This window comes from Nocardia sp. NPDC006982, assembly GCF_042869435.1.
GTDB lineage: Bacteria > Actinomycetota > Actinomycetes > Mycobacteriales > Mycobacteriaceae > Nocardia.
Genome location: NZ_JBIAFV010000015.1, coordinates 161,038 through 184,098, shown reverse-complemented (window position 1 = coordinate 184,098; position 23,061 = coordinate 161,038). Strand labels below are relative to the sequence as shown.

General features: G+C 66.4%; 18 protein-coding genes and 1 pseudogene. 9 read left to right on the top strand and 10 right to left on the bottom strand.

Annotated elements, in window-relative coordinates; all coding sequences use genetic code 11:
• Window positions 1-370 precede the first annotated feature (370 nt).
• Window positions 371-706 (top strand): WXG100 family type VII secretion target, encoded by a 336-nt coding sequence (locus ACFYOW_RS39000; protein WP_387295284.1) that lies wholly within the window; start codon window positions 371-373, stop codon window positions 704-706.
• A 39-nt stretch (window positions 707-745) separates the two neighbouring features.
• Window positions 746-1,033 (top strand): WXG100 family type VII secretion target, encoded by a 288-nt coding sequence (locus tag ACFYOW_RS38995; protein WP_040686706.1) that lies wholly within the window; start codon window positions 746-748, stop codon window positions 1,031-1,033.
• Between the two features lie 97 nt (window positions 1,034-1,130).
• On the opposite strand, the gene ACFYOW_RS38990 is transcribed toward ACFYOW_RS38995, so the two are convergent.
• Together ACFYOW_RS38990 and eccCa are read right to left on the bottom strand one after the other, a co-directional pair.
• Window positions 1,131-2,579, bottom strand: coding sequence for a type VII secretion-associated protein (locus ACFYOW_RS38990; protein WP_387295320.1), 1,449 nt, complete (start codon window positions 2,577-2,579; stop codon window positions 1,131-1,133).
• Window positions 2,579-6,619: a type VII secretion protein EccCa gene (eccCa, locus tag ACFYOW_RS38985; protein ID WP_387295282.1), complete on the bottom strand. Its 4,041-nt coding sequence runs from the start codon at window positions 6,617-6,619 to the stop codon at window positions 2,579-2,581. The genes ACFYOW_RS38990 and eccCa overlap by 1 nt, the downstream gene beginning before the upstream one ends.
• Window positions 6,620-6,793: 174 nt before the next feature.
• Between eccCa and eccD the strand changes: the two genes are divergently transcribed.
• From eccD to ACFYOW_RS38970, 3 genes are read left to right on the top strand one after another with little or no spacing between them, the layout of a single operon-like run.
• Window positions 6,794-8,260, top strand: a complete 1,467-nt coding sequence (gene eccD, locus ACFYOW_RS38980; RefSeq protein WP_387295280.1) for a type VII secretion integral membrane protein EccD — start codon at window positions 6,794-6,796, stop codon at window positions 8,258-8,260.
• Complete coding sequence (gene mycP / locus ACFYOW_RS38975) at window positions 8,257-9,663, top strand: type VII secretion-associated serine protease mycosin (RefSeq protein WP_387295278.1); 1,407 nt, start codon at window positions 8,257-8,259, stop codon at window positions 9,661-9,663. Before eccD ends, mycP begins: the two co-directional genes overlap by 4 nt.
• A gap of 60 nt (window positions 9,664-9,723) precedes the next feature.
• Entirely contained in the window at window positions 9,724-10,482 is a 759-nt protein-coding gene (locus ACFYOW_RS38970; protein ID WP_387295276.1) for a potassium channel family protein, read from the top strand.
• 1 nt (window position 10,483) lies between these two features.
• Here the strand turns inward: ACFYOW_RS38970 and eccB are convergent, their stop codons facing one another.
• Window positions 10,484-11,971 (bottom strand): type VII secretion protein EccB, encoded by a 1,488-nt coding sequence (eccB, locus tag ACFYOW_RS38965; RefSeq protein WP_387295274.1) that lies wholly within the window; start codon window positions 11,969-11,971, stop codon window positions 10,484-10,486.
• A gap of 112 nt (window positions 11,972-12,083) precedes the next feature.
• On the opposite strand from eccB, the gene eccE reads away from it, so the two are divergent.
• Window positions 12,084-13,733, top strand: a complete 1,650-nt coding sequence (gene eccE / locus ACFYOW_RS38960) for a type VII secretion protein EccE (RefSeq protein WP_387295272.1) — start codon at window positions 12,084-12,086, stop codon at window positions 13,731-13,733.
• 160 nt (window positions 13,734-13,893) lie between these two features.
• Here eccE and ACFYOW_RS38955 read toward each other — a convergent pair whose 3' ends face one another.
• Window positions 13,894-14,454, bottom strand: a complete 561-nt coding sequence (locus tag ACFYOW_RS38955) for an NADPH-dependent FMN reductase (protein WP_387295270.1) — start codon at window positions 14,452-14,454, stop codon at window positions 13,894-13,896.
• 144 nt (window positions 14,455-14,598) lie between these two features.
• Here ACFYOW_RS38955 and ACFYOW_RS38950 point away from each other — a divergent pair, with 144 nt between their 5' ends.
• Window positions 14,599-15,441, top strand: a complete 843-nt coding sequence (locus tag ACFYOW_RS38950; protein ID WP_387295268.1) for an NAD(P)H-binding protein — start codon at window positions 14,599-14,601, stop codon at window positions 15,439-15,441.
• 430 nt (window positions 15,442-15,871) lie between these two features.
• Here ACFYOW_RS38950 and ACFYOW_RS38945 read toward each other — a convergent pair.
• A pseudogene (locus ACFYOW_RS38945) lies at window positions 15,872-16,840 on the bottom strand (NAD-dependent epimerase/dehydratase family protein); the annotation flags it as partial.
• A 53-nt stretch (window positions 16,841-16,893) separates the two neighbouring features.
• The gene (locus ACFYOW_RS38940; RefSeq protein ID WP_387295266.1) at window positions 16,894-17,703 is read right to left on the bottom strand and encodes an S-methyl-5'-thioadenosine phosphorylase; all 810 of its coding nucleotides are present in this window, start codon (window positions 17,701-17,703) and stop codon (window positions 16,894-16,896) included.
• 164 nt (window positions 17,704-17,867) lie between these two features.
• On the opposite strand from ACFYOW_RS38940, the gene ACFYOW_RS38935 reads away from it, so the two are divergent.
• Window positions 17,868-18,014, top strand: coding sequence for a hypothetical protein (locus ACFYOW_RS38935; protein WP_387295264.1), 147 nt, complete (start codon window positions 17,868-17,870; stop codon window positions 18,012-18,014).
• 77 nt (window positions 18,015-18,091) lie between these two features.
• Window positions 18,092-18,445, top strand: coding sequence for a metal-sensitive transcriptional regulator (locus ACFYOW_RS38930; RefSeq protein WP_387295262.1), 354 nt, complete (start codon window positions 18,092-18,094; stop codon window positions 18,443-18,445).
• Window positions 18,446-18,448: 3 nt separating this feature from the next.
• Here ACFYOW_RS38930 and ACFYOW_RS38925 read toward each other — a convergent pair whose 3' ends face one another.
• Genes ACFYOW_RS38925 through ACFYOW_RS38910 form a run of 4 tightly spaced genes read right to left on the bottom strand, consistent with a single transcriptional unit; the run spans window position 18,449 to window position 22,934 of the window.
• A complete protein-coding gene (locus ACFYOW_RS38925; protein WP_387295260.1) occupies window positions 18,449-19,357 on the bottom strand; it encodes a TAXI family TRAP transporter solute-binding subunit in 909 nt (302 codons plus the stop codon).
• Window positions 19,354-20,778, bottom strand: coding sequence for a sensor histidine kinase (locus ACFYOW_RS38920; protein WP_387295258.1), 1,425 nt, complete (start codon window positions 20,776-20,778; stop codon window positions 19,354-19,356). The genes ACFYOW_RS38925 and ACFYOW_RS38920 overlap by 4 nt, the downstream gene beginning before the upstream one ends.
• A 40-nt stretch (window positions 20,779-20,818) precedes the next feature.
• Complete coding sequence (locus ACFYOW_RS38915) at window positions 20,819-21,478, bottom strand: response regulator transcription factor (protein ID WP_387295256.1); 660 nt, start codon at window positions 21,476-21,478, stop codon at window positions 20,819-20,821.
• 46 nt (window positions 21,479-21,524) lie between these two features.
• Complete coding sequence (locus ACFYOW_RS38910; RefSeq protein WP_387295254.1) at window positions 21,525-22,934, bottom strand: MFS transporter; 1,410 nt, start codon at window positions 22,932-22,934, stop codon at window positions 21,525-21,527.
• Window positions 22,935-23,061 lie beyond the last annotated feature (127 nt).

The window sequence follows — 23,061 nt, the reverse complement described above, 5'->3', positions numbered from 1 at the left end:
GCGGACGTGGTCGACAGTCTTATCGAAGCGGGATCGGTCTTGTAGACGCGACACTGCGCTGTTCGGTAGGGTATTCGCAGCCAGCCCACTCGCCAGTTCAGTGGCCGCGAGCAGGGGGAAGGAGGGGATCGGTGTGCTGGTCGTGACCGAGACGATGACATTGCGGTCCAAGGCATCCGGGGGATCTGTGTGGCCCTCCGACCGTGATGATGCCCGGTCGACAAAGCTACAGCGCCCGTGTGACGCGATGGAACTGCCAGATTCTTCAGAACTGGATGGAACCGAACGGGCCGAGGACGCGTCCAACCATATGAACGAGGTCAACTCGCAGTCGGGATGTTGACCAGAACCAGAACCAGGAGCAGAAGCGATGACTTCACCAGGGAATTTCGTTGCGGATACCGAGGGTATCAATGCGAAGGCGAAGGAGTTCATGGAGCAGCACAACAGCCTGAACGCCGCGATCAGTCAGCTGAAGACCGACGAGGACAACGTCACGAACGGCGCCAACTGGCAGGGCGCGGCCCGCGACGCCTTCAATGCCTTCATGGAGCGGTACTACTTCCAGGCCTCCAAGATGAACGACCAGCTGATGCAGACCGCCGACAACCTCCTCAAGATGAGCAACCAGTTCTCGGATCAGACGCACGATTTCGCCTCGCAGATCCAGACACAGGTTTCCAGCCTCGACCTGCCCGCGGTCTAATTTCCAGAATCACGCCACAAAGGAGTCTGAATAATGAGCATGGACAAGCCGATCTCCGCTAATTTCGACGGCGTTGCGGACGGTGCCCGCCAGATCCTCAACCGCGCCGAGAACATTCGGAACGAGCTCGAGGCGTTCGAGAAGAAGGTCAAGGCATTCTTCGACACGCAGGGCGGTCAGGCCAAGGAGGCCTTCGAGCAGTACCAGACGACTTGGAACCAGCACGTCGTCCAGCTGAACACGACGCTGAGCGGTGCCGCGACGCTGATCGACAAGGGAAACTCCGAATTGCAGGGCACGGACACCGCCCTCGCCGGCCTCTTCTGAGTTCCCGATACGAACTATTCGTGGCCCCCGGCGGTTTGCCGGGGGCTCGAATTGTTTATGCGCCGAACGCGGTGCAATCGCACTGGGACAACACCGTTCAGGGATTGACCTGTAGCGAGGCTGCGAACTGCGCGCAGGGTTGTTTGATCGAGTCGGTGCCACCGAGGTACTGGCATCCGGTGCTGACCTGAAGTCCGTACTCGACCAGGACGTGCCAGCTCACCGTCGAGCCGTCGCCTGGCTGCTCGGTGTAGGCGAGCCCGGACTTACCGCCGAAGACCACGTCGCGCTTCAGATCGCTCAGCTTGCCGTTGGGCTGCTGCTTCATCTGAGTTTCGAGATTGGCGGCCACCTGCTCGTATCCGGTGCCAGGAGCGACCGGGGTCTGGATCAGTGTGATGCGGGCACGGGTGCCGTCCGACGGGACGAGGTCGACCCGCGATTTGGTGGGGTCGATGGCCTGCGTCAGGCGCCACCCGGACGGGATCTGAAAGCGTACGCGCCCAACGGTTTCCGATGCTGACTTCGAGGTCGTCGATGGTTGGGTGACCGGCGACTGCGCGGTCGTGGCTGGGGCCGCTGAGGTGCTCGCCGCCGAGACCGCAGGGGTATCGTCCGAGCCGCCGAATGCGAATACGGCACCGGCAGCCACGGCGGCGACCACCAGCACTCCGGCAATACCAGCGATCGCATAGGCCTTGGTATTTCGACCGGGCGGCTGCATGGCCGCGGCCCGCTGACGCAGCGGCTGCATCCACTCGGTGGTCGGCAATGGCGCGACTTCGGGCTGATATTCCGGTTCCTGCTGTGGTCCACGCACCAGATCCGCGCCCGCGATCGGGCGCACTTCGATCGCCTGCGTACAGACCTGTTGCACCGCCGAACGAATCAGGTCCAGCTTCGCCGGATCGGAAACTCCAACGGCCTGAACAAAATCGGCGGGCTGACCCGCGAGCACGCGATCGATGAGCTCGCACAGATCGTAGAAGCCACTCGACTCCGGCTCGATATCGGCGACCGCGAGATTCGGTTCGTGCTCACACGATTCGATTCGGATGCCCTGATGGCTGCGCACCACGGCGGTCACGGTGGTCGAGAGCGGGCCGCATTCCAAGACGACCGTGCGGCGGCTGCGGGCGGTACCGACATCGGCTATCACCGCGCGAATCGCCATGTCCTCGAACAGCACATCAGCGGCGAAGCGGCGGGCGGCCTCGGCGAATACCGCTCGCCGACGACCACCCCATTCGGTCGGACAGACGACGGTGAGCTGCGCACACGGAACCGGGACGCCGAGGTTGCGCATTACGGTGCCGACTACCGAGCCCATCGCCTCGGCGAGGCTCGGCACGCGCGGCAGCAAAGCGATCCGATCCGCCGCGACGTACTGGACGGCTGAGCTGACCTGTGTCGGCGGCGTAAGTGGCTCGCCGACAACGAGATCGCCGTTGCTGCCGAGCACCACCGAGGGCGGCACGTCCCAATGTGTGGCCGGACCGCGCGCCCATATTCGGGTGTCGGTCACCACCAGATCTACGTTCGACATCACTCGGCCGGCGGCATCCAGGCCAGTTGAATCAGGCCCTCACTGTTGCGCGTGACGTAGGTGCCACGCCCCGGCGGTTTGATACCGGGCCGGGTGGTGCCGAAGAGCACGCCCTCGTCCTTATTGCAGCTCATGACCAAAGCGGCCGAACCGAGATCCTTCATGCGCGCTACCGTCGCCTCGTACATGGCCCTGCTGGCACCACCGGAGCGCCGCGCGATGATCACGTGGAAACCGAGGTCACGCGCATGCGGCAGATGATCGACCAGTGCCGACACCGGATTGCCGCTGGAGGAGGCGACCAGGTCGTAATCATCGACGATGACGTAGAGCTCCGGGCCACGCCACCACGAGCGGTCGCGCAACTGCTGTGGCGTGACGTCGGGTCCCGGCGTCCGCTGCGCGACATAGGCGGCAAGATCGGTCATGTTCTGGGTGAACTGCGGTGCGGTGGAACCGTATCCGGCGAGGTATCCGTCGGGCACGAGTCCCAGCATTGTCCGTCGGTAGTCGCCGAGGATGAAACGCGCCTGATCCGGGGTATTCGACGCCGCAATGCTCTCGATGATCGTCCGGAGCAATGTCGTCTTACCGCTCTCGGTGTCACCGAGGACGATGAAGTGCGGGCTCTCGTTGAAGTCGAGATAGACCGGGGCCAGCTCGGATTCGTTGATACCGAGCGGAATTCGCATGCACTTGACTTCCGGATCGACCTGCGACGGCCAGTTGCCCGCGAGTTGCAGCAGCTGCTCGCGCGGCAGCATTTCCGGCAGCATCCTGGCCGCGGGCGCGGGGCGGCCCGGGGTCAGTCGGGCGATGGTCGCCACCGCATCGGCGACGGCCTGGCCGAGGTTGTCCTGATCCGCGCTTCCATCGATGCGCGGCAGACCGGTCAGCATGTGCAGGCACTCGGGCGTCATACCGCGTCCCGGACGGCCCTGCGGCACAAGCGAAGCGAACTTGCGGCCGAGGTCGGAGTCCATGGGGTCACCGAGGCGGAGCTCGATGCGGGTGCCGATCTGGTCTTTCAGAGCGGGACGGGCCTCGGCCCAGCGGGCGAGGGCGATGATCACGTGGACGCCGTAGGACAGGCCCTGCACCGCGAGGTTCATGATGGGCTGTTCGAGGGGGTCGAAATCCTGGCGGATGGAGCCGAAGCCGTCGATGACCAGGAAGACGTCGCCGAAGGGGTCCTCGTGCGCACCGGCTGCGCCCGGGCTGCTCGCCGGGTCCATGGCGCGGAGGCGGCGGAATTCGGTCATCGACTCGATGCCGAGTTGACGGAACCTCGCCTCGCGCTGGCGGACGATGGTGGTCATCTCGGCGATCGTGCGGCGGACCTTGTCCTCGTCGAGACGGCTGGCCACCGAACCCACGTGCGGCAGGCCTTCGAGGCTGGCCAGGGTGCCGCCACCGAAGTCGAGGCAGTAGAACTGCACCTGTTCGGCCGTATGGGTGAGCGACAGGGCCATGATCATGGTGCGCAGAGCAGTCGACTTACCCGACTGCGGTCCACCGACGACCGCGACATTGCCTCGCGAACCCGACAGGTCCACGACGAAGGGGTCGCGGCGCTGATCGTAGGGGCGGTCGACGATGCCCATGGGCGCGCGCAGGGTGGCGACGGCGGAGTACTCGCCGGTGAGCACACTGCGTGGGATGAGTTGGTCGAGGGTGGGGGCCTCTTCCAAGGGCGGGAGCCAGATCTCGTGGGCCGCGCGGCCGTGGCCGCGAATGCGGGAGGCCAGCATATTGAGGTTGGAGATCTGTTCGCCGTCCTCGGACTGCGGTTCGGGATCGTGCGTCGGCTCGGACGGCAGCGGGACCCGGTCGATGGTGCGGAAGTCGACGTGGGTGGCGGTGAAAGGGCGTGCCTTGATGTCGATTTCGCCGCCCGCGACACCGGCCTGGGTGACCTCGCGCTGGGAGCCGCCGCCGACGTAGGGGCCGGAGACGTAGGAGGCCTGGAAGCGCTGGATCTCACCGGAGTCGGACTTGAGGTAACCACCGCCGGGGACGCCGGGCAGGTTGTAGGCGTCGGGGACACCGAGGACCTGGCGGGATTCGTTGGCGGAGAAGGTCTTCAAACCGATGCGATAGGAGAGGTGGCTCTCCAGGCCCTTCAGCTTGCCTTCTTCGAGGCGCTGCGAGGCCAGCAGCAGGTGCACGTGCAGCGAGCGGCCGAGGCGGCCGATCATGACGAACAGTTCGGCGAAATCCGGGTGCTGGGTGAGCAATTCGGAGAACTCGTCGAGCACCACGAACAGTGCGGGCAGCGGGTCCAGATCGGCACCGGCGGCGCGCGCCTTCTCGTATTCGGAGACGTTGGCGAAGTTGCCCGCCTGGCGCAGCACTTCCTGGCGGCGGTTCATCTCACCGGCCAGGGCGTCGCGCATACGGTCGACGAGGTCGGCTTCCTCTTCGAGATTGGTGATGACGGCGGCAACGTGCGGTACGCCGTCCAAGCCCAGGAAGGTCGCACCACCCTTGAAGTCGACGAGCACCAGGTTCAGCTGGTCCGGCGAATGCGTGGCCAGCAAGCTGAGCACCAGGGTGCGCAGGAACTCCGATTTACCGGAACCCGTTGCGCCGATGCACAATCCGTGCGGGCCCATACCGCTTTCGGCGGCTTCCTTGATATCGAGTTCGATGGGCGCGCCGTCCGCGCCGACACCGAAGGGCACGCGCAGCCGCTCGCGGCCGTAGCGGGGACGCCAGGCGTGCTCGGGATTGAATGTGCCGATATCGCCGAGCTTCATCAGCTGGGTCCAGGTCGAGATCACTTCGGCGTCATCGTTTTCGACATCGCTGCTGCGCTGGGTCGCGGCGCGGTACGGCGCGAGTCGGCGCGCGACCTGCTGAGCCTGCTGCGGGCTGATCCGGTCGATGAGCGCGAAACGCTCCTGGTTGCCGGTGGCGCCGCGACCGACGCATTCACCGTTCTCGACAACCATCTTGATGCCGCGCGAAACCGCCAAACGTGGTGCGTAGCCACACAAGTCGATGATGGTCACGCCCTCGTAACCGGATTCGCGAAGTTGGTCTTCCTCGGCTTCGAGCAGACCGCCGTCGACGACGATGACGATGTGCACCAGGTTGGCGTTGGCGGGCTGGTTACGGGAGTAGCGAACGCGGTTGGCCAGCAACGGATGCAGGCCCGCGGTGGCCTCCCGGATCGAACCGTAGAACATGCGCTGGGTGCCGATGCCGTCCTGCGCGTCCGGATGCTGGGTGTGCGGCAGCCACTTGGTCCACTCCCATTCGCGGGCGGTGTCCGGGCCGCAGACGACGGCGATGAGCACCTGGTCCGGCGCCTGGAACATGCACAGCTGCAACAGCATTGCGCGGGTCATATCGCGGGCCTCGGCGCGGTCGCCGTCGAGTGCGATGGTCGCGAAACCCTTGACCGCGATCGCGGTCGGCAGATCCGGAACCGTGGAGTGCGCGCGCACGAAGCGACGCAGCGAAACCGCCGCGATCGGCTCCAATTCCTCGACCGGACCGGTCTCCGGCGCGACCAGGCGGGTGGCCAGGCGCTGCCCACCGGTGCCGATGCGGGCGTGGCAGAAGTCCTTGTCCCCGGCGCGGCGTTCCCACATGCGGGAAGTTCCGGCCAGCATCCAGATCAGGGCCGGTTCCGGATGGCTCCATTCGACGGAAGCGCGCTGCTGCGTGGCGGTCTGGTCGACGTCCTTGCGGACCTGATCGAGGTAGCGCAGGTAGTCCTTGCGGTCCTCGTTCGCCTCGGCCGCCTTCTGCCCCTTGCCGCCGCCCTGACCGGCGAACATGCCGACCATGGAGACGACCATCATCATCGGGAACATCATGCTCATAGGGTTCGACGTGATGCTGCCGCCCTGGGTGAACATCAGCGCCATCATGCCGACCATGCCGACGACCATCACGACCGGCATCAGCTTCGATACCAGGCTGCCCGGTGTCACCCTTGGGATTTCGGGCGGCGGCTGCAGCGTTACCTCGCCACCTGGTGAGCGCGGCATCTCGCGACGCGCGCGCCGCTGGAACCGGACGGTACTCATCGGACGAGCTCCCCCTCTTCGCAAGCTGCGCTTTTTCGGCCTCAGTGTAGAGGCCACAGCTGACATGTCGTACAGTTCGACCAGCATTCTGCTGCCCGAACGGTGGGTTCGCAAGCTTGGCCCCCTCGCGCACGGGACGCGGAAATACGAGGTAGAGACCGAGTTGGGGGAAGCTTGACGCACGCGCGACTTGACCACATCGACGAAGAATCCTCGCGCGGTATCGTCCGTGCGCCCGACCTTGCCCGGGTCACGATTCTCGCGAAGCACACCCAGGTGGATATGGCGATTCCGGTCGATGTGCCGGTCGCGCTGGTGATCCCGAGTGTCGTCGATATGGTCGCTCAACACAGCCGCACCAACGATTTCGACAATGAGGGCGAGCGCTTCGAGCCCGCCGAATGGGTGCTGGCCAGAATCGGCCATCCGCCCTTCTCCAATTCGCTGAGCCTCGGTGAGCACGGTGTGCGCGACGGCGAACTGCTGATGTTGGAGAGCGCCTCGCATACCGCGCCGACGCCGCTGTTCGACGACATCATGTACAACGTCGCGATCGCCGACGCCGATCACTACCGCAGTTGGACCCCGAAGGTCGCGCGGATCACCGGTTCGGTGCTCGCCGAGCTCACCATGATCGTCGGCTGCCTCGGTCTGCTGCTGTCCAAAGACGCACTGCCGGGCTGGGTCAGCGGTTCGCTCGCGTTGAGCGTGGCAATTCTGCTGGTGATCGCGGGCATGGTGCTCAGCAGGATGTACGGCGACTCCTCGACCGCGCTGGTGCTCGGCGGCTGCGCGCTGCCCGCCGCGTTCACCGCCGGAATGCTTTACGTGCCGGATGATTACGGCTGGGCGCATCTGCTGCTCGGTTCGGTTTTGGTCGGCGCGACGGCGATACTCGCGTGGCGCGTCACCGGCGTCGGACTCGCGCTGTTCATCGGCGCGGCCACGCTCGCGGTATACGCGGTACCTGCCGCGCTGGTCGGCGTGCTCACCGACCAGCCGCAGAAGGCCATCGGCGCCGTCGTCGCCGCGCTCGCACTCGCGGGTCTTTCACTCGCGCCGCGGGTTTCGATGCTGCTGGCCAAGCTGCCGCTGCCGCCGGTGCCATCCCCCGGCACCCCGATCGACCCGACCGAGGACGATCCGGACGATCACCGCGCGCTGCCGACCATGGATGCCCTGCGGGTGAAGTCGGAACGGGCCCGGATGTACCTGGCCGGACTCGTCTCGGCGACCACACTGCTCTCGGTGGCGGGTGCGTTGGCAGGCGCCGAGCCGGGTGCGGAGGATCCGTACTGGCCGGGTATCGCGCTGGCGCTGGTGACCGCGGTGGTGCTGATGTTCCGCAGCCGGACCTACGCGGGTGCCGAACAGGCCGTGGTGCTGATCGCGGGCGGCGCAGCGATCGTGCTGATCATGATGGTCGGCGTCGCCGTCGGCATGGAGCAGCCACTGGCCGTCTTCGGTGCGGCAATGGTGGTGCTGGTCGCCGCGCTGATTCTCGGCATCATCATTCCGAACCAGTCCGCGACACCGCCGATGCGCCGTGGCGTCGAATTGCTCGAGTACGCGTTCGTGGCCGCCGTGCTGCCGCTGGTCTTCTGGGTGGCCTCGCTCTACTCGCTCGTTCGCGGACTGTGAACAGGCAGATGCGCGTCGCGGCGGCAGCCGTGGCGTTGGGTCTGAGCGCGTCGCTGGGGCTGGGGGCCGGTGCTGCTTCCGCGGACCACCCGCCCGCAGTGAATCCGGGACTGCTGCCCGCGGGCGATCCGGCCGCACCACCCGAAAAGACCGAGCGCCCAGCGAATTCCGATTGCTCGAATACGGTGTCCGGCGGGGAGGGCGCGACTATTCCCACCGCGCAGCGCTCCCTCGATCTGGAAAAAGCGTGGCAGTTCTCCAAAGGTGAGGGCCAGACCGTCGCAGTCATCGATACCGGTGTCGCGCGGCATCCCCGGTTGCCGGGACTGATCGCCGGTGGCGACTTCGTGGCGAACTCGGGCGACGGCACCGAGGACTGCGACGGGCACGGCACCTTTGTCGCGGGCCTGATCGCCGCGTCGAAGATCGACGGTCAGGGATTCTCCGGTGTCGCGCCGGAAGCACGCATCATGACCATCCGGCAGACCAGCAAGATGTATCAGAAGGAAGGCCGGTCCAGGGAGCGCAATCCCGACGACCTGCCCGAGGGCTACGGCAATCTGGCCACCATGGCCTCGGCGATCCGGCGCGCGGCCGATGCGAACGTGAGCGTCATCAATATCTCCGAGGTGTGGTGCGGCTCGTCCAATGACGTCGACGGATCCATCGGCGCGGCAGTGCGATACGCGACACTGGAGAAAAACGTGGTCGTGGTCGTGGCGGCCGGAAACCAGGACGGCTCCTGCAAGACCGAACAGCAGATCATCGATCCGCTGAAACCGTCCGCCGATCCGTGGAGCAATGTCAGGGTCAATGTGAGCCCGGCACGCTGGGACGACTATGTGATCTCGGTGGGCTCGATCGATTCGAACGGCGCACCGTCGAAGTTCACGGTGCCCGGGCCATGGGTGAGTGTGGCCGCGCCGGGCGAGAATATGGTTTCGCTCGACCCGCGCGGTGCCGGAACCGCGACCGGGACCGTGAATCAACAAGGGCAGCAACAGGCGATGAGCGGTACGAGCTTCGCGACGCCGCTGGTCTCCGGCGTGGTCGCGCTGGTACGGGCCCGCTTCCCAGACATGAGTGCATTGGATGTGGTCAAGCGGATGCAGGCCACCGCGCACGCGCCCGCCGAGGGGTGGAGTCCGTATATCGGCTACGGCGCGGTCGATCCGGTCGCGGCGCTGACCGATGAGGTGAGCAGCACGCCGCTGCCGCCCAAGCGGCCGAGCCCGGCCAAGAGCGCCCAGCTCGCGGTGCCGAAACCGGCACCGCCGCCGGATAACCGGGCCCGCAATGTCGCGCTGATCGGCACCGGGATCATCGGTGCCGCTTTGGTGCTCGGCTACCTCGCCTCGTTCCCCATCCGCCGCCGGTTCGGCGTCAAGTCGGACGATATGTAGCGTCTTCGTGGCAAACGGCGGTACATAGGGTGTCGCACACGATCGATACAGGTAGTTCCCATGCACGTAGCACAACACGACGGCGGGCAACCGAGCCGTAGACAAGCTTGGGAACGCACGACCGGCATCCCGATGCTGGTGCTCGCCGTGCTCTTCATCGGTGTCTATGCCTGGCATGTGCTCGATACCGGAGCGTCACCGCGACTCGATGCCTGGCTCGAACGGGTCGACATCATGATCTGGGCGGCCTTCGTCGCGGACTTCGGCATCCGGACCTGGCTGTCCACCAATCGCTGGCGATTCGTGCGGACGCATCCGCTGGAGCTGTTGATCGTGCTGCTGCCGCCGTTTCGTCCGGTGCGGTTGTTACGCGCGGCGCTGTTGGTGCTCGACCAACTCAACCGCAATCGGGTGACCCGGGCCCGGCTCGCGGTATTCGTCGGCACCAGTTCGGCACTCACGCTGGTCCTGTGCAGTCTGGCGTTCTTCGATGCCGAATACGGCGCACCCGACAGCAAGATCCACAACTTCGGCGACGCCCTGTGGTGGTCCATGGTGTCGGTGACCACGGTCGGCTACGGCGATGTGTATCCGGTGACCGTGCAGGGTCGCATGATCGCGCTGATCCTGATGACGCTCGGCATCGGCCTGATCAGCTTCGCCATCGGCACCACCACCAGCTGGGTGATGGACCAGCTGAAGTCCGTCGAGGTAACCGCCGACCGCACCGAAGTGGAGATCGCGATGCTGGCCGACGAAATCCGCGCGCTACGAAGCGAAGTCGCCGAGCTGCGCGCGGCCTCGAAATCCGATGACTGACTCAATTCGCCGAGGCGACAGGTGATTTCGACGGTGACGGGTCTGCGGCGACGCCGTCGTGGGCGACCATCGCATCCGCGCGGGACAGGCTCGGACCGGCTGCGAGCAGGCCGACGATGGGCCACGGCGCCGGTTCGGCCTTGGTGCCCGAATCCGTGTCCATGCCGAGTGCCTTTTCGGCGTCGGAATCCTTGATGCCGTAGCGGACACCGGTGTCGGCGATGTAGAACTTGCTGTCCTTGCGGCGGCTGTCGGGTTCGATGCCGGTGGTCTGGACGAAGGCGCCGGTGCCCGGCGGGATGTATACCGAGTCTGCGTTGGGGCCGGTACCGTCCGCTTGAGCCAACGGTACGAGTTTGGCTTTATCCGGAATCGGCAGGGCCACACCGGTGAGCACCGTCAGTTCGGCGCGATTGCCGCCGTCCTTGTTGTCCGCGGCGGCGGCCAGCGGCTTCCAGGACAGGCAGCTGACCGGCTGGTCCTTGTAGTCGACGATTGACGGCACGACCTGCGGATACATGCCGACCGGCAGTGCGTTCGACACCGGCGCGTAGGTCTTGTCGATCTGATCGACTACGTCGTTGCCGGACGTCGAGCGGTTCCGGTTGCGGATGATCTCGGCGGTCACCGGGGAGATCGGCTGCAGACCGTCTTGCAGCACAACGTATTCCGTATTGGGCTGCGCGGGCACGTGCACCACGTCGCCGATCCGGTGGTTGCCGATCGAGTAGCTCACCGAGCCGCCCGGATTATCGATCTTGGGCGGAATGATCGGCAGCACTTCGGGAATCGTATTGAGCAGGCCCTCACCGATCGGCCGGGCGGTAGCGCCGGTGATCTTCAATGCGTCGGTGACCGCGCGCTCCTTGAGGTCGACGCGGGCACGCTTGCCGTCGTAGACCAGATACGCCGACTCCTTGCCCTGCACCAGCAGCGCCCGGTCCTTACCCATGACCGAGGCCTTCTCGCCGAGCGAGAGACTCCCGGCGAGCACCGAGGTGGTGAGGTCCTTGCTGCCGTCCACCTTCATCTGGTCGCAGACGGTCCAGATCCGGCCCTTGCCGTCCTTGTCGAAATGCAGTGAGGACGGTGCGCCCGGAATGCCGATCAGCTGGCCCCGCGTTTTCTTGCCGATCTCGGATTCCTTGACGATGACGGCCTTTTCCGGCGATCCCGCGGCCAACCTGGCCGAGGCGAGGTTCAGCGTCGGATGCGCCACGTCGTTGATCATCACGTAGACGGCGCCGGATTCCTTGCCGATCAGGATCTTGTTACTGCCAACTTTGTCCTGCGGACGCAGCAGTGCGAGCACGCCGCAACCGGCCAGCACCACGATCGCCATGATCAATCCGGCCGCGTAGGCGCGGGACTGGGAGCGCATCGGGTCGTGCAGCATGCGCACGTCCCGGCGCACCAGCGCGTGTTCCATCCGGCGGACCAGGAAGCGGTAACCGCTCACCTGCCACCGTGTAGTGGGTTTTGAAGGCATGTTTCCCTCCCCGAACAATGCTCGCGTTCGCCGAACACAGTACAGTTCCCGAGGACTATTGTTCAGCTCGGCCGCTGCGATACGGCCGATACCGGGTACTTGGGGGACGACGATGGCCGAACAAGCCGGCGCGGGACCACGCCCGCTGCTCGGGCGCATCTCACTGCGGAATCTGTTGATCGCACAGGTGATCGGGCTCGTTGCCGGACTGCTCGCCCTGTTGGTCGGGCTCGGTGCCTGGCCCGCGCTGGGCGTCGCGGTGGCCGCCGGACTGCTGCCGCTGATCCCGATCGCCAAGCGCACCATCCTGGATTGGATCGCCACCTGGTGGCGCTACCTCACCCATGGCGATTACGAGCTCGGCGATACCGTCGACTTCCGCGGCCCGGACGGTCGCTCGCTCGGGCTGTACTGGGACGGCAGCCGGGTTGTCACCGTCGTCGAGGTACTGGCCCCCAAGGGCGGGCTGACCCGGATCGCTCGCACGACAGTGCACGCCTCGCATCTGCTGCCGCTGCCGGAATTGGCGAAATGCCTGAACCAGCACGACATTCTGCTCAGCGGTATCGACATCATCAGCCACGGTCACCGCAGCCGCTCCGGTACGCCCGCGGGCAAGATCTATGAATCGCTGCTGGGTCCGCTGCCCGCGACCGCACACCGGAATGTGTGGCTCGCCATCAGCTTCGACGCGATCGCGTGCCCGGAGGCCGCGGCCCGGCGCGGTGGCGGCAGTGAGGGTGCCTCACGCGCGGTAACCATTGCGACGCAACGCATTATGCGCACCCTGGAGGACGCCGACTGCAGCGCCCGCATCCTTACCGCACCCGAGATCCGCAAGGCGGTTCTGCAGGTCACGCAGGGCTTCGATCCGCGCACGCTGACTCATCGCTGGCGGTATGCCGAGGTCGGCAACAGCGTGAATATCGGTAGCGCGGTCGACCCGAAGCGGCTCGGCTCGGATCTGCTCTCGCAGCTGTGGGTCGCGCCGTCGCGCGGTACGACGGTCGCGGTGCGGCTGCGTCCCGGTAGTTCGGCCGAGTCGGTGAGCATCGGTGCGGCTTGGCGGCTGACCACGCGGGAGCTGCCGGAGCGCACGAAGCTCAAGGGTCTGATCTCGATGAACGGGCGGCAGCGCGATGGTCTGCTCGCGCATCTGCCGCTGGGCGTTCCGGATCTCGACGACGCGGTTCCGGTGACCGAGTATCCGATCGATGTGATCGATGCACTGCATCTGCCGTCGTCGGGTTGCGGTCAGCTGATCGGCTCCGATGACGAGGGGCAGGGTGTCGCGGTCCGTATTGTCGGTACCGGTATTTCGACGGTGTATGTGGCCGGTGAGTTGTATCTGGCTCAGCAGTTGGTGTTCCGCGCGTTGGCCGTCGGTGAACGCATCCTGATCCGAACCGACCGGACGCATGCCTGGGAGAACCTGGTGACGACCATCGGGAATCCGGAGCGGCTGCAGATCGCGGTGGAGACGCATCAATCCGATGCCGGGTTCACCGCGACGGTGGTCGACGGTGTGCTGGCACCCGCGCCGCACGCCGGTGTCACGACGATCTATGTGACCGGAGATCCGATGGGGTGGCCCGCGACTCGGCCGGACCTGTCGATCCACCAGCCGGGAGCCATCGGGAACCATGTGGTGCTGCGCACCGGGACTGCTCAGGTCGATCTGACGTTGGTGTCGATTCCGCGCGAGGCGACGTATATCGGGCATCCGCGCGGGCGGCGAGCCATGGCGGGAAGTCCGCAGTAGCCGCTTGTTTCGGTGCGCGGCATTGGAGCTGCGGTAGGTCCTGTGGGCGGGACCCACAGCCCAGCGTTCCAGGCTTTTTGGCGGGGCAGTGAAATGGTGGTAGTCAGCGGCGCGTCGAATTACCATTCGACTACGCTCGATGGGTTCCGCTCATGGATGGTCAGCCTGGGTAGGGGTCTGTGGTGCGGGCGGTGCGGAGAGTTCTCGCCCACCAAGCCAATTGGCGGATCAGGCGGTCGGCGGCGTCTATGGCGGCGCCGTCTTGGGTGTTGCCTGATTCGTCGAATCGCCTTTTGGCCTGGTGGAAGCTGACGGTTTCGCGGATGGAGACCATGTGGATTTCCGCGACTACCTGGCGGAGTTGTTCGACCGCGCGCAGGCCGCCGGAGAGACCGCCGTAGGAGACGAAGCCGATGGGTTTGGCGCGCCATTCGTGTTTCGCGTTGTCGAAGGCGGTTTTCAGGGACGCCGGGTAGCCGTGGTTGTACTCGGAGGTGACGGCGACGAAGGCGTCGGCGGCGGCCAAGCGCCGGCGATAGGCCTCGACCTCGGCCGTGAAGGTCAGGTCGGTCGGCAGTGGGGTGGTTAGGAGATCGATGACACCGGTGTCGAATTCGGGGGTCGCCCGGACCGTGCGCAGGAACCAGTCGGCGACCACCGGAGCGAATCGCTCCGGGCGCGTGCTGGCCACGATGACCTCTAGCCGTAGCGGAGTATCCACTGCGCGAGCCTAACTCGGTGTGCCGACGGTACGGTCGAGGCGGGTGCGGCGATCTCGATTCATTCGCGGGATCGGTCCGGGCGCGCGGCTCGGTGATTCCGCATGATCGACGGGGCAACCCGCTGCGACTCTGGAGGAAACGACATGATCCTGGTGACCGGCGCGACCGGCAATATCGGCACAGAACTGGTTGCGGCACTGAGCAATTCCGGCGCTGCCGTGCGCGCACTGGTCCGCGACCCAGCGCGGGCGCAGCTGCCCGCCGGTGTCGAGGCGGTGACAGGCGATCTGAACCAGCCGGAAAGCCTGACCGAAGCCCTGGACGGGGCCACAGGAATGTTTCTGCTGCCGGGCTACGCCGACACCCCCGACCTGCTCGCCCGCGCGAAGAAGGCGGGCGTCCAGCACATCGTGCTGCTTTCGGGTGGTTCGGCGGCGCTCGAGGATATGAACAATGCGGTCTCCGCGTATATGACGCAGGCCGAGCGGGACGTGCGCGAATCCGGCCTGGCATGGACCTTTCTGCGCCCGCGCTCCTTCATGTCGAATGCGCTGCGCTGGTTGCCGCAACTCGAACAGGGTGATGTGATCCGCGCCCAGTTCCCCGACGTGCCTGTCGCCGCAATCGATCCCGCCGATATCGCGGCGGTCGCGGCGGTCGCCCTGACCGGCGGCGGACTGGCCGGGCACGTCCTCGAGCTGACCGGCCCGCAGGCGCTCGTGCCCGCCGATCAGGTCGCGGTGCTCGCCGAAGCGCTCAACCGGCCACTTGTCTGCCAGGGCTTGACGAATGCGGAAACGCGGGCCGAACTCGAGGCCTCCATGCCGCAGCACTATGTCGACGCATTCTGGAGCTTCTTCGTCGACGGCACCCTCGACGAATCCCAGGTCTACCCCACCGTCGAGGAAGTGACCGGCCGAGAACCGCACACCTTTGTCCAGTGGGCCCACGCACACGCCGACGCCTTCGCTCCCCCGAAAGCGTGACCGATCGGCTCCGAGTCGGCCCCGGGGATCCCTCCCGGGGTTGCGCCGTTTCTGGTCGATGCGCGCACACGCCGCGTGGATGCGCTGATGCAGGGCCTCGGACCGGATTTCGTCGCGAACCTGACGCACAGAGCAGCCGGCTCAGGAGTCACATCGACGAACCGGGTCCGGCCTCCGGTTTCGCCAACTCGGAGTGGGTGGCAGGCGGGTTCATGTTCGGGCCGGCACGCTCGATTACTGGTTCCGGCCGGGGCGCGGACACCTTTGCGTTCGGCGCCGGAGCGTCGATGCGGGGTTCGGGACGCACGATCGGCGCAACGGGCCGCGGCTCCGGGTGCACCTGATGCTGGGGCGCGGACGGCGGCGGCGCGGCTCGCACGTGTAGTGGAGCGGGTTCCCGTTGAGGTGTGGTGGTCTCGACTGCGGGGGCGGCGAGTTCGGCGAGACCGTGGGCGGGTGCGATTCGGGCGGTGAAACCCAGTGTGCGCCTAGCTCGTTCGGGGTCGGCGGCGAGGTGGCGAGCATCGGCGAGGTGGTAGCGGCCGGTTACCACGGGGGCCGGGCCGCCGCGGGCTTTGGCCATGATCGACGCGACTTCCCACATGGTGATGGGGTGACCGGAGGCGATGTTGAGGGGGACGAAGCCGGGTGGGCGGCGGTCGACGGCGGCCACGGTGGCGGCCACGATGTCGTCGACGTGCACCACATCCCTGACCTGTCCGCCGTCCTCGTCGACCAACGGCGGGCGGCCCTGATCGAGTGCGGCGAGGAAGTTTCCGATGAATCCGGAGCGCGTCCCTTCGCCGTAGCCGTTGTGGTAGCGCAATGCCGTGACAGCCGCACCGGTGGCCAAACCCCAAGCGAGCGCGTAGTTTTCCTGCGCCAGCTTGCTGGCACCGTAGAAGCCGCGCGGACGCAGCGGTGCATCCTCGGTGACCGGCTCCCAGGTGAGCAACTCTCCGGTACGCGGCGCCAGGTGGTCGAACATGCCGCGATCCAGGTCGGCCCGCCGCCGCAATCCGGGATAGAACGGCCCGCTGTTCATCCCGCGATAGCGCCCCTCGCCGTACACCACGATGGATGACGCGAGCACCAGATGACGCACCTTCGCCCGACCCGCCACATCGAGCAGGACCGCCGTCCCGAGATCATTGTGCGCGGCGAACACCGCCGATTCCGGCCCGGAGGTAACGGCGGCGAGATGACAAACCGTATCGATACCGCGCAGCATCGGCTCGAGCGCGTCGGCATCGCGCACGTCTACTCGCGAAATACCATCCGGCACTTCCACATCCGGCCCGAGTAGATCGACCCCGACCACCTCGTGCCCGGCTGCGGCCAATGCCCGCCGCAACCGCGCCCCGACGAACCCGGCTGCCCCGGTGACCAGCACTCTCATCACATTCGCACCCCGCGTTCGGTTCCGGACCCAACCTGACTAGCTGCCCGAACTCACGGTAGTTCGAATGGCAGCGACACTCCTGCATGGACACGGCAACGTTCGCAGGTATCGGTTCCGGTGACCGCCGAAACCGAGCGCCGGATCAACTCCTTGAACGGCCCGAGGTTCTTCTTGAATTCGGCGAAGACGTCGACCGCGTGCACACCGTCACCCTCCTCCAGCCCCGCATCCAGGTCGGTCACCAAAGCGACTGCGGCATAGCACATTTCGAGTTCTCGGGCGAGCACGGCCTCAGGATGTCCGGTCATATTCACCAGTTCCCAACCCTGCGCGGCGAACCAGCGGCTCTCGGCACGGGTGGAGAAGCGCGGCCCCTGTACCACGACCATGGTGCCCGAGGATTTCATCGGTAGCGCATCCGTCGCGGATTTCGTTGCCGCGGAGCGCAGTTCGTCACAGTACGGGTCGGCGAAGGAGACGTGCACGCCGCCGCCGTCGAAGTAGGTCTGCGGACGGCCGGAGGTCCGGTCGACCAGCTGATCCGGCACCGCGACGGTCCCCGGCCCCCAGTCCGCGCGCAGGCTGCCGACCGCGCACGGCGCGAAGATCCGCCGCACCCCGATCGAGCGCAACGCCCACATATTGGCCTGGTACGGCAGCGTATGCGGCGCGAATTCGTGCTGTTTGCCGTGCCGGGGCAGGAAGGCCACCGGGCGACCCTCCACCTCGCCGACCGCGATCGGCGCGCTCGGCTTGCCGTAGGGCGTATCGACCTCGACGGTGGTCGCCTCGTTATCGAAGAAATCGTAGAAGCCACTACCGCCGATCACGGCGAGCGCGGGCCGAACATCCAAACTCATGCACCGATTCTCTCGCTCGCCCCCGATTCCCGACCAGACGGGTCCACATCCGGCCAACGCTCGGCAGCCTGCGCCACCTGCGCACCTCGACGGGTTCGGCGTGATCGCGGTCGCCGGGGTGCGGGCCAGCTTCTTTCTTTCCCCTGCCCTACCTGCAGGTCGGCGTGACGCTGATGATCCAATTCCTGGCCCCGATAGCGGTGATCGCCTGGAACTGGGCGGTGCGCGGGATCAGTCTGATCGGGCTCGGCTGGGCCGCGGTCTCGATCCGCACACCGGTGGCCGACGCGGCGCATAGCGGGGTAACCTGACAACACCCTCGCAGCACTGTACCCTAGGGGGGTATTAATTAGGCCGGTCAAGCCGGTGAGCAGCGAGGAGACAGTCGGTGACACCCACCCCGTCGCACAATGACACCGCGCCAGGCAGTGACTCGGCGGGTACCGCGCACGACCATTCCGGCCACGGCTACATCACCGCGAAGGACGACTACCTCAAGCGCCTGCGCCGGATCGAGGGCCAGGCCCGCGGCCTGCAGCGCATGGTCGAGGAAGAAAAGTACTGCATCGATATCCTCACCCAGGTCTCCGCGATGACGAAGGCACTGCAGGCCGTCGCGATGGGCCTGCTGGAGGACCACATCAGCCACTGCGTGGTGGACGCTGCGGTCGCGGGTGGTCCCGAGGCCGACGCCAAGATCAAAGAAGCCACCGACGCCATCGCTCGCCTGGTGCGTTCCTGACGCTCAACCGTGTCGCCGTCGGTACACCGCGGCCGCACCCGGATGCAGCGGGACGGCATCGGTTCCGATGAGCGAGCGGGTATCCAGGAACTGGGTGCCCGCTGCCTCGGCAGGCACCAACCGGTCCGCGCGGGAAACCAGCAGATCGACAATCGCCCCCGCCGCGGCATCGGACATGGTCGGGGCGGCGAGCAGTAGATTCGCGACGCCGACCGTGCGGACCGAACGACCACTGTCGTAGGCGTCGGCGGGAATTTCGACCAAATCGTAGAGGTGTCCGAAGCGCTCCCGCATCGGCGCGGCCAAATCACCGAGTTCCACCAGCCGCAACCGCTGCGGCACATCGAGCGCGTCGGTCGGCACGCCGCCCGCCCATAGCAGCGCGTCCAGCTCACCGGATTCCACACCCGCAACCGCATCTCGCAGCGGTCGATGCGAAATATCCACATCCGAAACGGGATTCACGCCCGCGGCCCACAGCAGCCGCTCCCCGGTCACCGCCGCACCGGATCCGGCGGCCCCTAGGTTGACCCGGGTCCCGCGCAGATCGGTGACCTGCTGAATCGGCCCTTCCGACCGCACGGCCAACTGCAGATAGTTTTCGTACACCCGACCGAGCGCCACCAAGGGAGCCCGCTCACTCTGCACCGAATCCGCAAGCGCCAGTGCGGCATCCACCTGCCCGTTCGCCAACATCCCCAGATTTTCCTGCGAACCGGTTGTCGTCACCGGTTCGATCCGAACCGTGCCTTCCTCCCGGGCCACCGCCGCGAGCAGTTCCGCGAATGCGTGATAGAAGCCACCGACCTCGCCCGAGGCCAGCCGCACCAGCTCCGGATCCGAACCACACCCGACCGCACCTGCTGCGACACCGAAGGCGGTGAGCGCCAGGAACTTCCGCCGCCGCATCATGACCGCACCGCCTGCGGCAGCCGAATCTGGATCGCGAGACCGTGCGGCTGCACGGGGAGCACGGACAAGGTGCCGCCGCGCGCTTGGGCTAGTGCCGTCGCAATCGGAAGCCCGAGGCCCGAGCCGCCGGACGACGCACCGGAGCCGCGGAAGAACCGGGTGGTCAGCTTGTCGATCTCGGCCGGTTCGACGCCGGTCCCATTGTCACGGACGGTCACCGTCACCCATCCGGGCTCGGCGTCGACCACGATGACGGTCTGCGTGCCCGGCCCGGCATAGCTGCGCGAATTGCTCAGCGGCACATCGAGAATCTGGGCGAGTACATCGGCGGAAACTGCGGCTTCGGCCTCGGCGACCTGCGGTTCCGCCCGCAATTCCTGCCCGGTGCTCTCGTAGGCGGAGTACCAGGCGTCGATCCGATCGGCAGCCACTTGCACTGCATCGCAATGGATTTCAGTATCGGATGGAGTGCGTGCGGCCTCGAAAGCAGCTGGGGTCTCGGCGACCGCCAAGCTGAGCAGGCCATCGAGCAGCGCGGTCAACCGTTCGACCTCGGCTCCCGCGCTACGGAAGGTCGCCACCGCACTTTCCGGAATCGCGGCTTCCAAAGAGTCGAGACGAATCGTCAAGGCGGCGAGCGGGTTTCGCATGGCATGCGCGGTATCCGCAACGAGCTGACGTTGCGCATCCGCCGAATCGGCGACCGCCAATGCCATGGCATCGAAGGATTCCGCCACCGCCCGCATTTCCGGCGGCCCGCCGTGGTGGCGGGCGATCGAGACGTGCGCGGCGGCCTCGGCACGCGGCTTCGGCAGGGTTGCGGTCAACTCGGCGACCGCCTGCGACAGCGCCGCCAGCGGGCGCAGCACCCAGCGCGCCAGGCTCAGCGCCAGCATGGTGAACACCACCATTGCCAGCACCGCGCCGACCGCGATCACCGCCCACGCGCGGGCGATATCGCGCCGGGCGCGGGCAGTGGATGCCTCGATCACCACCGCGCCGTTGACCTGCACTCCGGTGCCGACCGGACGGGCGATCAGCACCGTCGACGCACTCCACGGCGTCAGTCGATACACCGGCTGCGGCCGCTGGTTGCGGCGGGCGGCGGCAACAGCGTCCTCGACGGGATCGGCGGCCGCATCGACGCCCGCATTCACCGTCCGCGCACCACGCGCATCTACCACGAGCACGTTTTCCCCATAGAGATCGTGGTAGCGCCCGGCCTCGTCGGCCAGCGCCCGGCTGTCACCCTCGGCCACCGCCGCATCGGCGAGGCTGGCGAACCGGTCGGCATCGCCGGACCGATCGGCCACGAACTCCTGGGTGCGGCTGGTCGCGAAGGTCAGCGAGAGCGGTACCGCGAAGGCGAAGACGGCGATCGCCGCGAATACCGTCAGCGCGACGAGTAGTCGTCTGCGCATGCCGGGCTCCGCTCCTGCTAGGTCATTCGGGCCGGCACGATCACTGGCCCCAGCGGTAACCGTAGCCGCGAATCGTCGTTATCAGCCCAGGTCGGTCCAATTTCGCGCGTAGTCCGGTCATGTGCACATCCAGTGAGCGCGATACCGCGACGAACGCGTCACCCCAGATCCGATCCATCAACTGCTGGCGGCTGACCGCGGCACCGGGCCGCTCCACCAACGCCTCCACCAATTCGAATTCCTTCTGGGTCAATGCGATCGGCCGCCCGGCCACCTCGACCACCCGGGCCGCCAGATCGACCCGCACATCGCCGGTGACCACATCGGCACGCTCCGGCTGCGATCCGGCGGCAGCGCGCCGGACCACATTCTCCAGCCGGGCCATCAATTCCGCGATCCGCGGCGGTTTCACCAGATAGTCGTCGGCACCGCCGCGCAGTCCGCGCACGATCGAGCGTTCGTCGCTGCGCGCGGTCAGGATCAGCACCGGCACGGAACTCACCTCGCGCAGCTGGCGCAGCACCTGCAGACCGTCACCGTCGGGTAGTCCGAGATCCAGGATGACCGCGTCGTAGCCGCGGTGCGCGGTGAGCAGATCGGCGCCGCGGCGCTTGCGCTCGGCCTGATACCCGCGGGCGTTGAGCGCCTCTACCAGCGCGTCGCCTACGCCGTCATCGTCCTCGACCACCGCCAGCCGCACACGCCGATCCTCCCACAGCAATGGAGCGGCGTGTGCGGTCGGGCCGTCAGGGTCGAGCCGCCGCGAGGTCACGGTCCGGCCCGGTGGCCGAGGTATTCGCCTTGGTGAGCGAAACATCGTCCGTGGCAGCGGCATCGGCGTCGATGGCGGATCCGCTCGAGGTCTCCCGCATGAACCAGTAGGTCAGCAGCGAGATTCCGATGCATCCGGCGACGTACCAGAAGTACAGCGATTCATGGTTCGCCTGCTTCAGCGTCAGCGCGATGGTTTCGGCCGTACCGCCGAAGATCGCGACGGTCAGCGCGTACGGGAGGCCGACGCCGAGCGCGCGGATCTTGGTCGGGAACAGCTCGGCCTTCACGATGGCGTTGATCGAGGTGTAACCGGTGATGATGACCAGCGCGCCCATCATCAGCGCCCAGGCGGCGATCGGATTCTTGGTGTGCGCGATCACGGTCATGATCGGCACCGTCAGCAGAGTGCCCGCGACGCCGAAGAAAATCAGCAGCTTACGTCGTCCGACCCGGTCGGACAGTGCCCCGGCCAGCGGCTGCAGCACCACGAAGACCAGCAGTGCGATGAAGTTGATCCACGAGACCGTCGGCTTGGCGATGCCGGAGGTATTGATCATGAACTTCTGCATGTACGTGGTGTAGGTGTAGAACGCGACGGTCCCGCCGAGCGTCAGCCCGATCACCAGCAGGCATTCCCGCGGGTACTGCAGCAGCATCCGCAGCGAACCGCGCGCGGGCTGGTTTGCACCGGCGCTGCTTGCCGCCGGGTCGCGTTCGGCCTCGACCTCGGCCTCGAAGTGCTCGGATTCGTCCATGCTGCGTCGCAGCCACATCACGATCAGCGCGCCCGCCGCACCGATCACGAACGGAATGCGCCAGCCCCAGTTGTTCATCTGGGCGTTGTTCAGGAACTGCTGCAGGATGATCTGCACACCGAGCGCCACCAACTGTCCGGCGACCAGCGTGACGTACTGGAAGCTCGAATAGAACCCGCGCTTACCCGTCGAGGCCACCTCGGACAAATACGTTGCGCTGGTTGCGTATTCGCCACCCACCGAAAGACCCTGCAACAGCCGGGCCAGCAAAAGCAGTGCCGGCGCGGCGATTCCGATCGTCTGGTATCCAGGCGTCAGCGCGATCAGCAGCGAGCCCGCCGCCATCACCGTCACCGAGAGCGTGAGCGCCGAGCGGCGTCCGAACTTGTCGGCGTAGCGGCCGAGCAGCCAGCCACCGAGCGGCCGCATGAGGAAGCCGACCGCGAAAATCGCTGCGGTGGAAAGCAATTGCGCGGTCGAGTCACCCTTCGGGAAGAATGACTTCGCGAAATACACGCTGAATGCCGTGTAGACATACCAGTCGTACCACTCGACGAGATTGCCGATGGAACCACGCAATACATTCGCGACCACCCGGCGCTCGCCGACAGGCTGTGTCGTAGTCACAAGATCTCCTTCTTCGACGCGGCCTTGCGTCGGTCGGAGACCAGTGTGTGCGCAGTCACAGCGCCGATGGAAGCGGACGGCGCCCTTTCTAACGCTGTCTTAGGACGAATGCTGTCTTTCGCGGCGG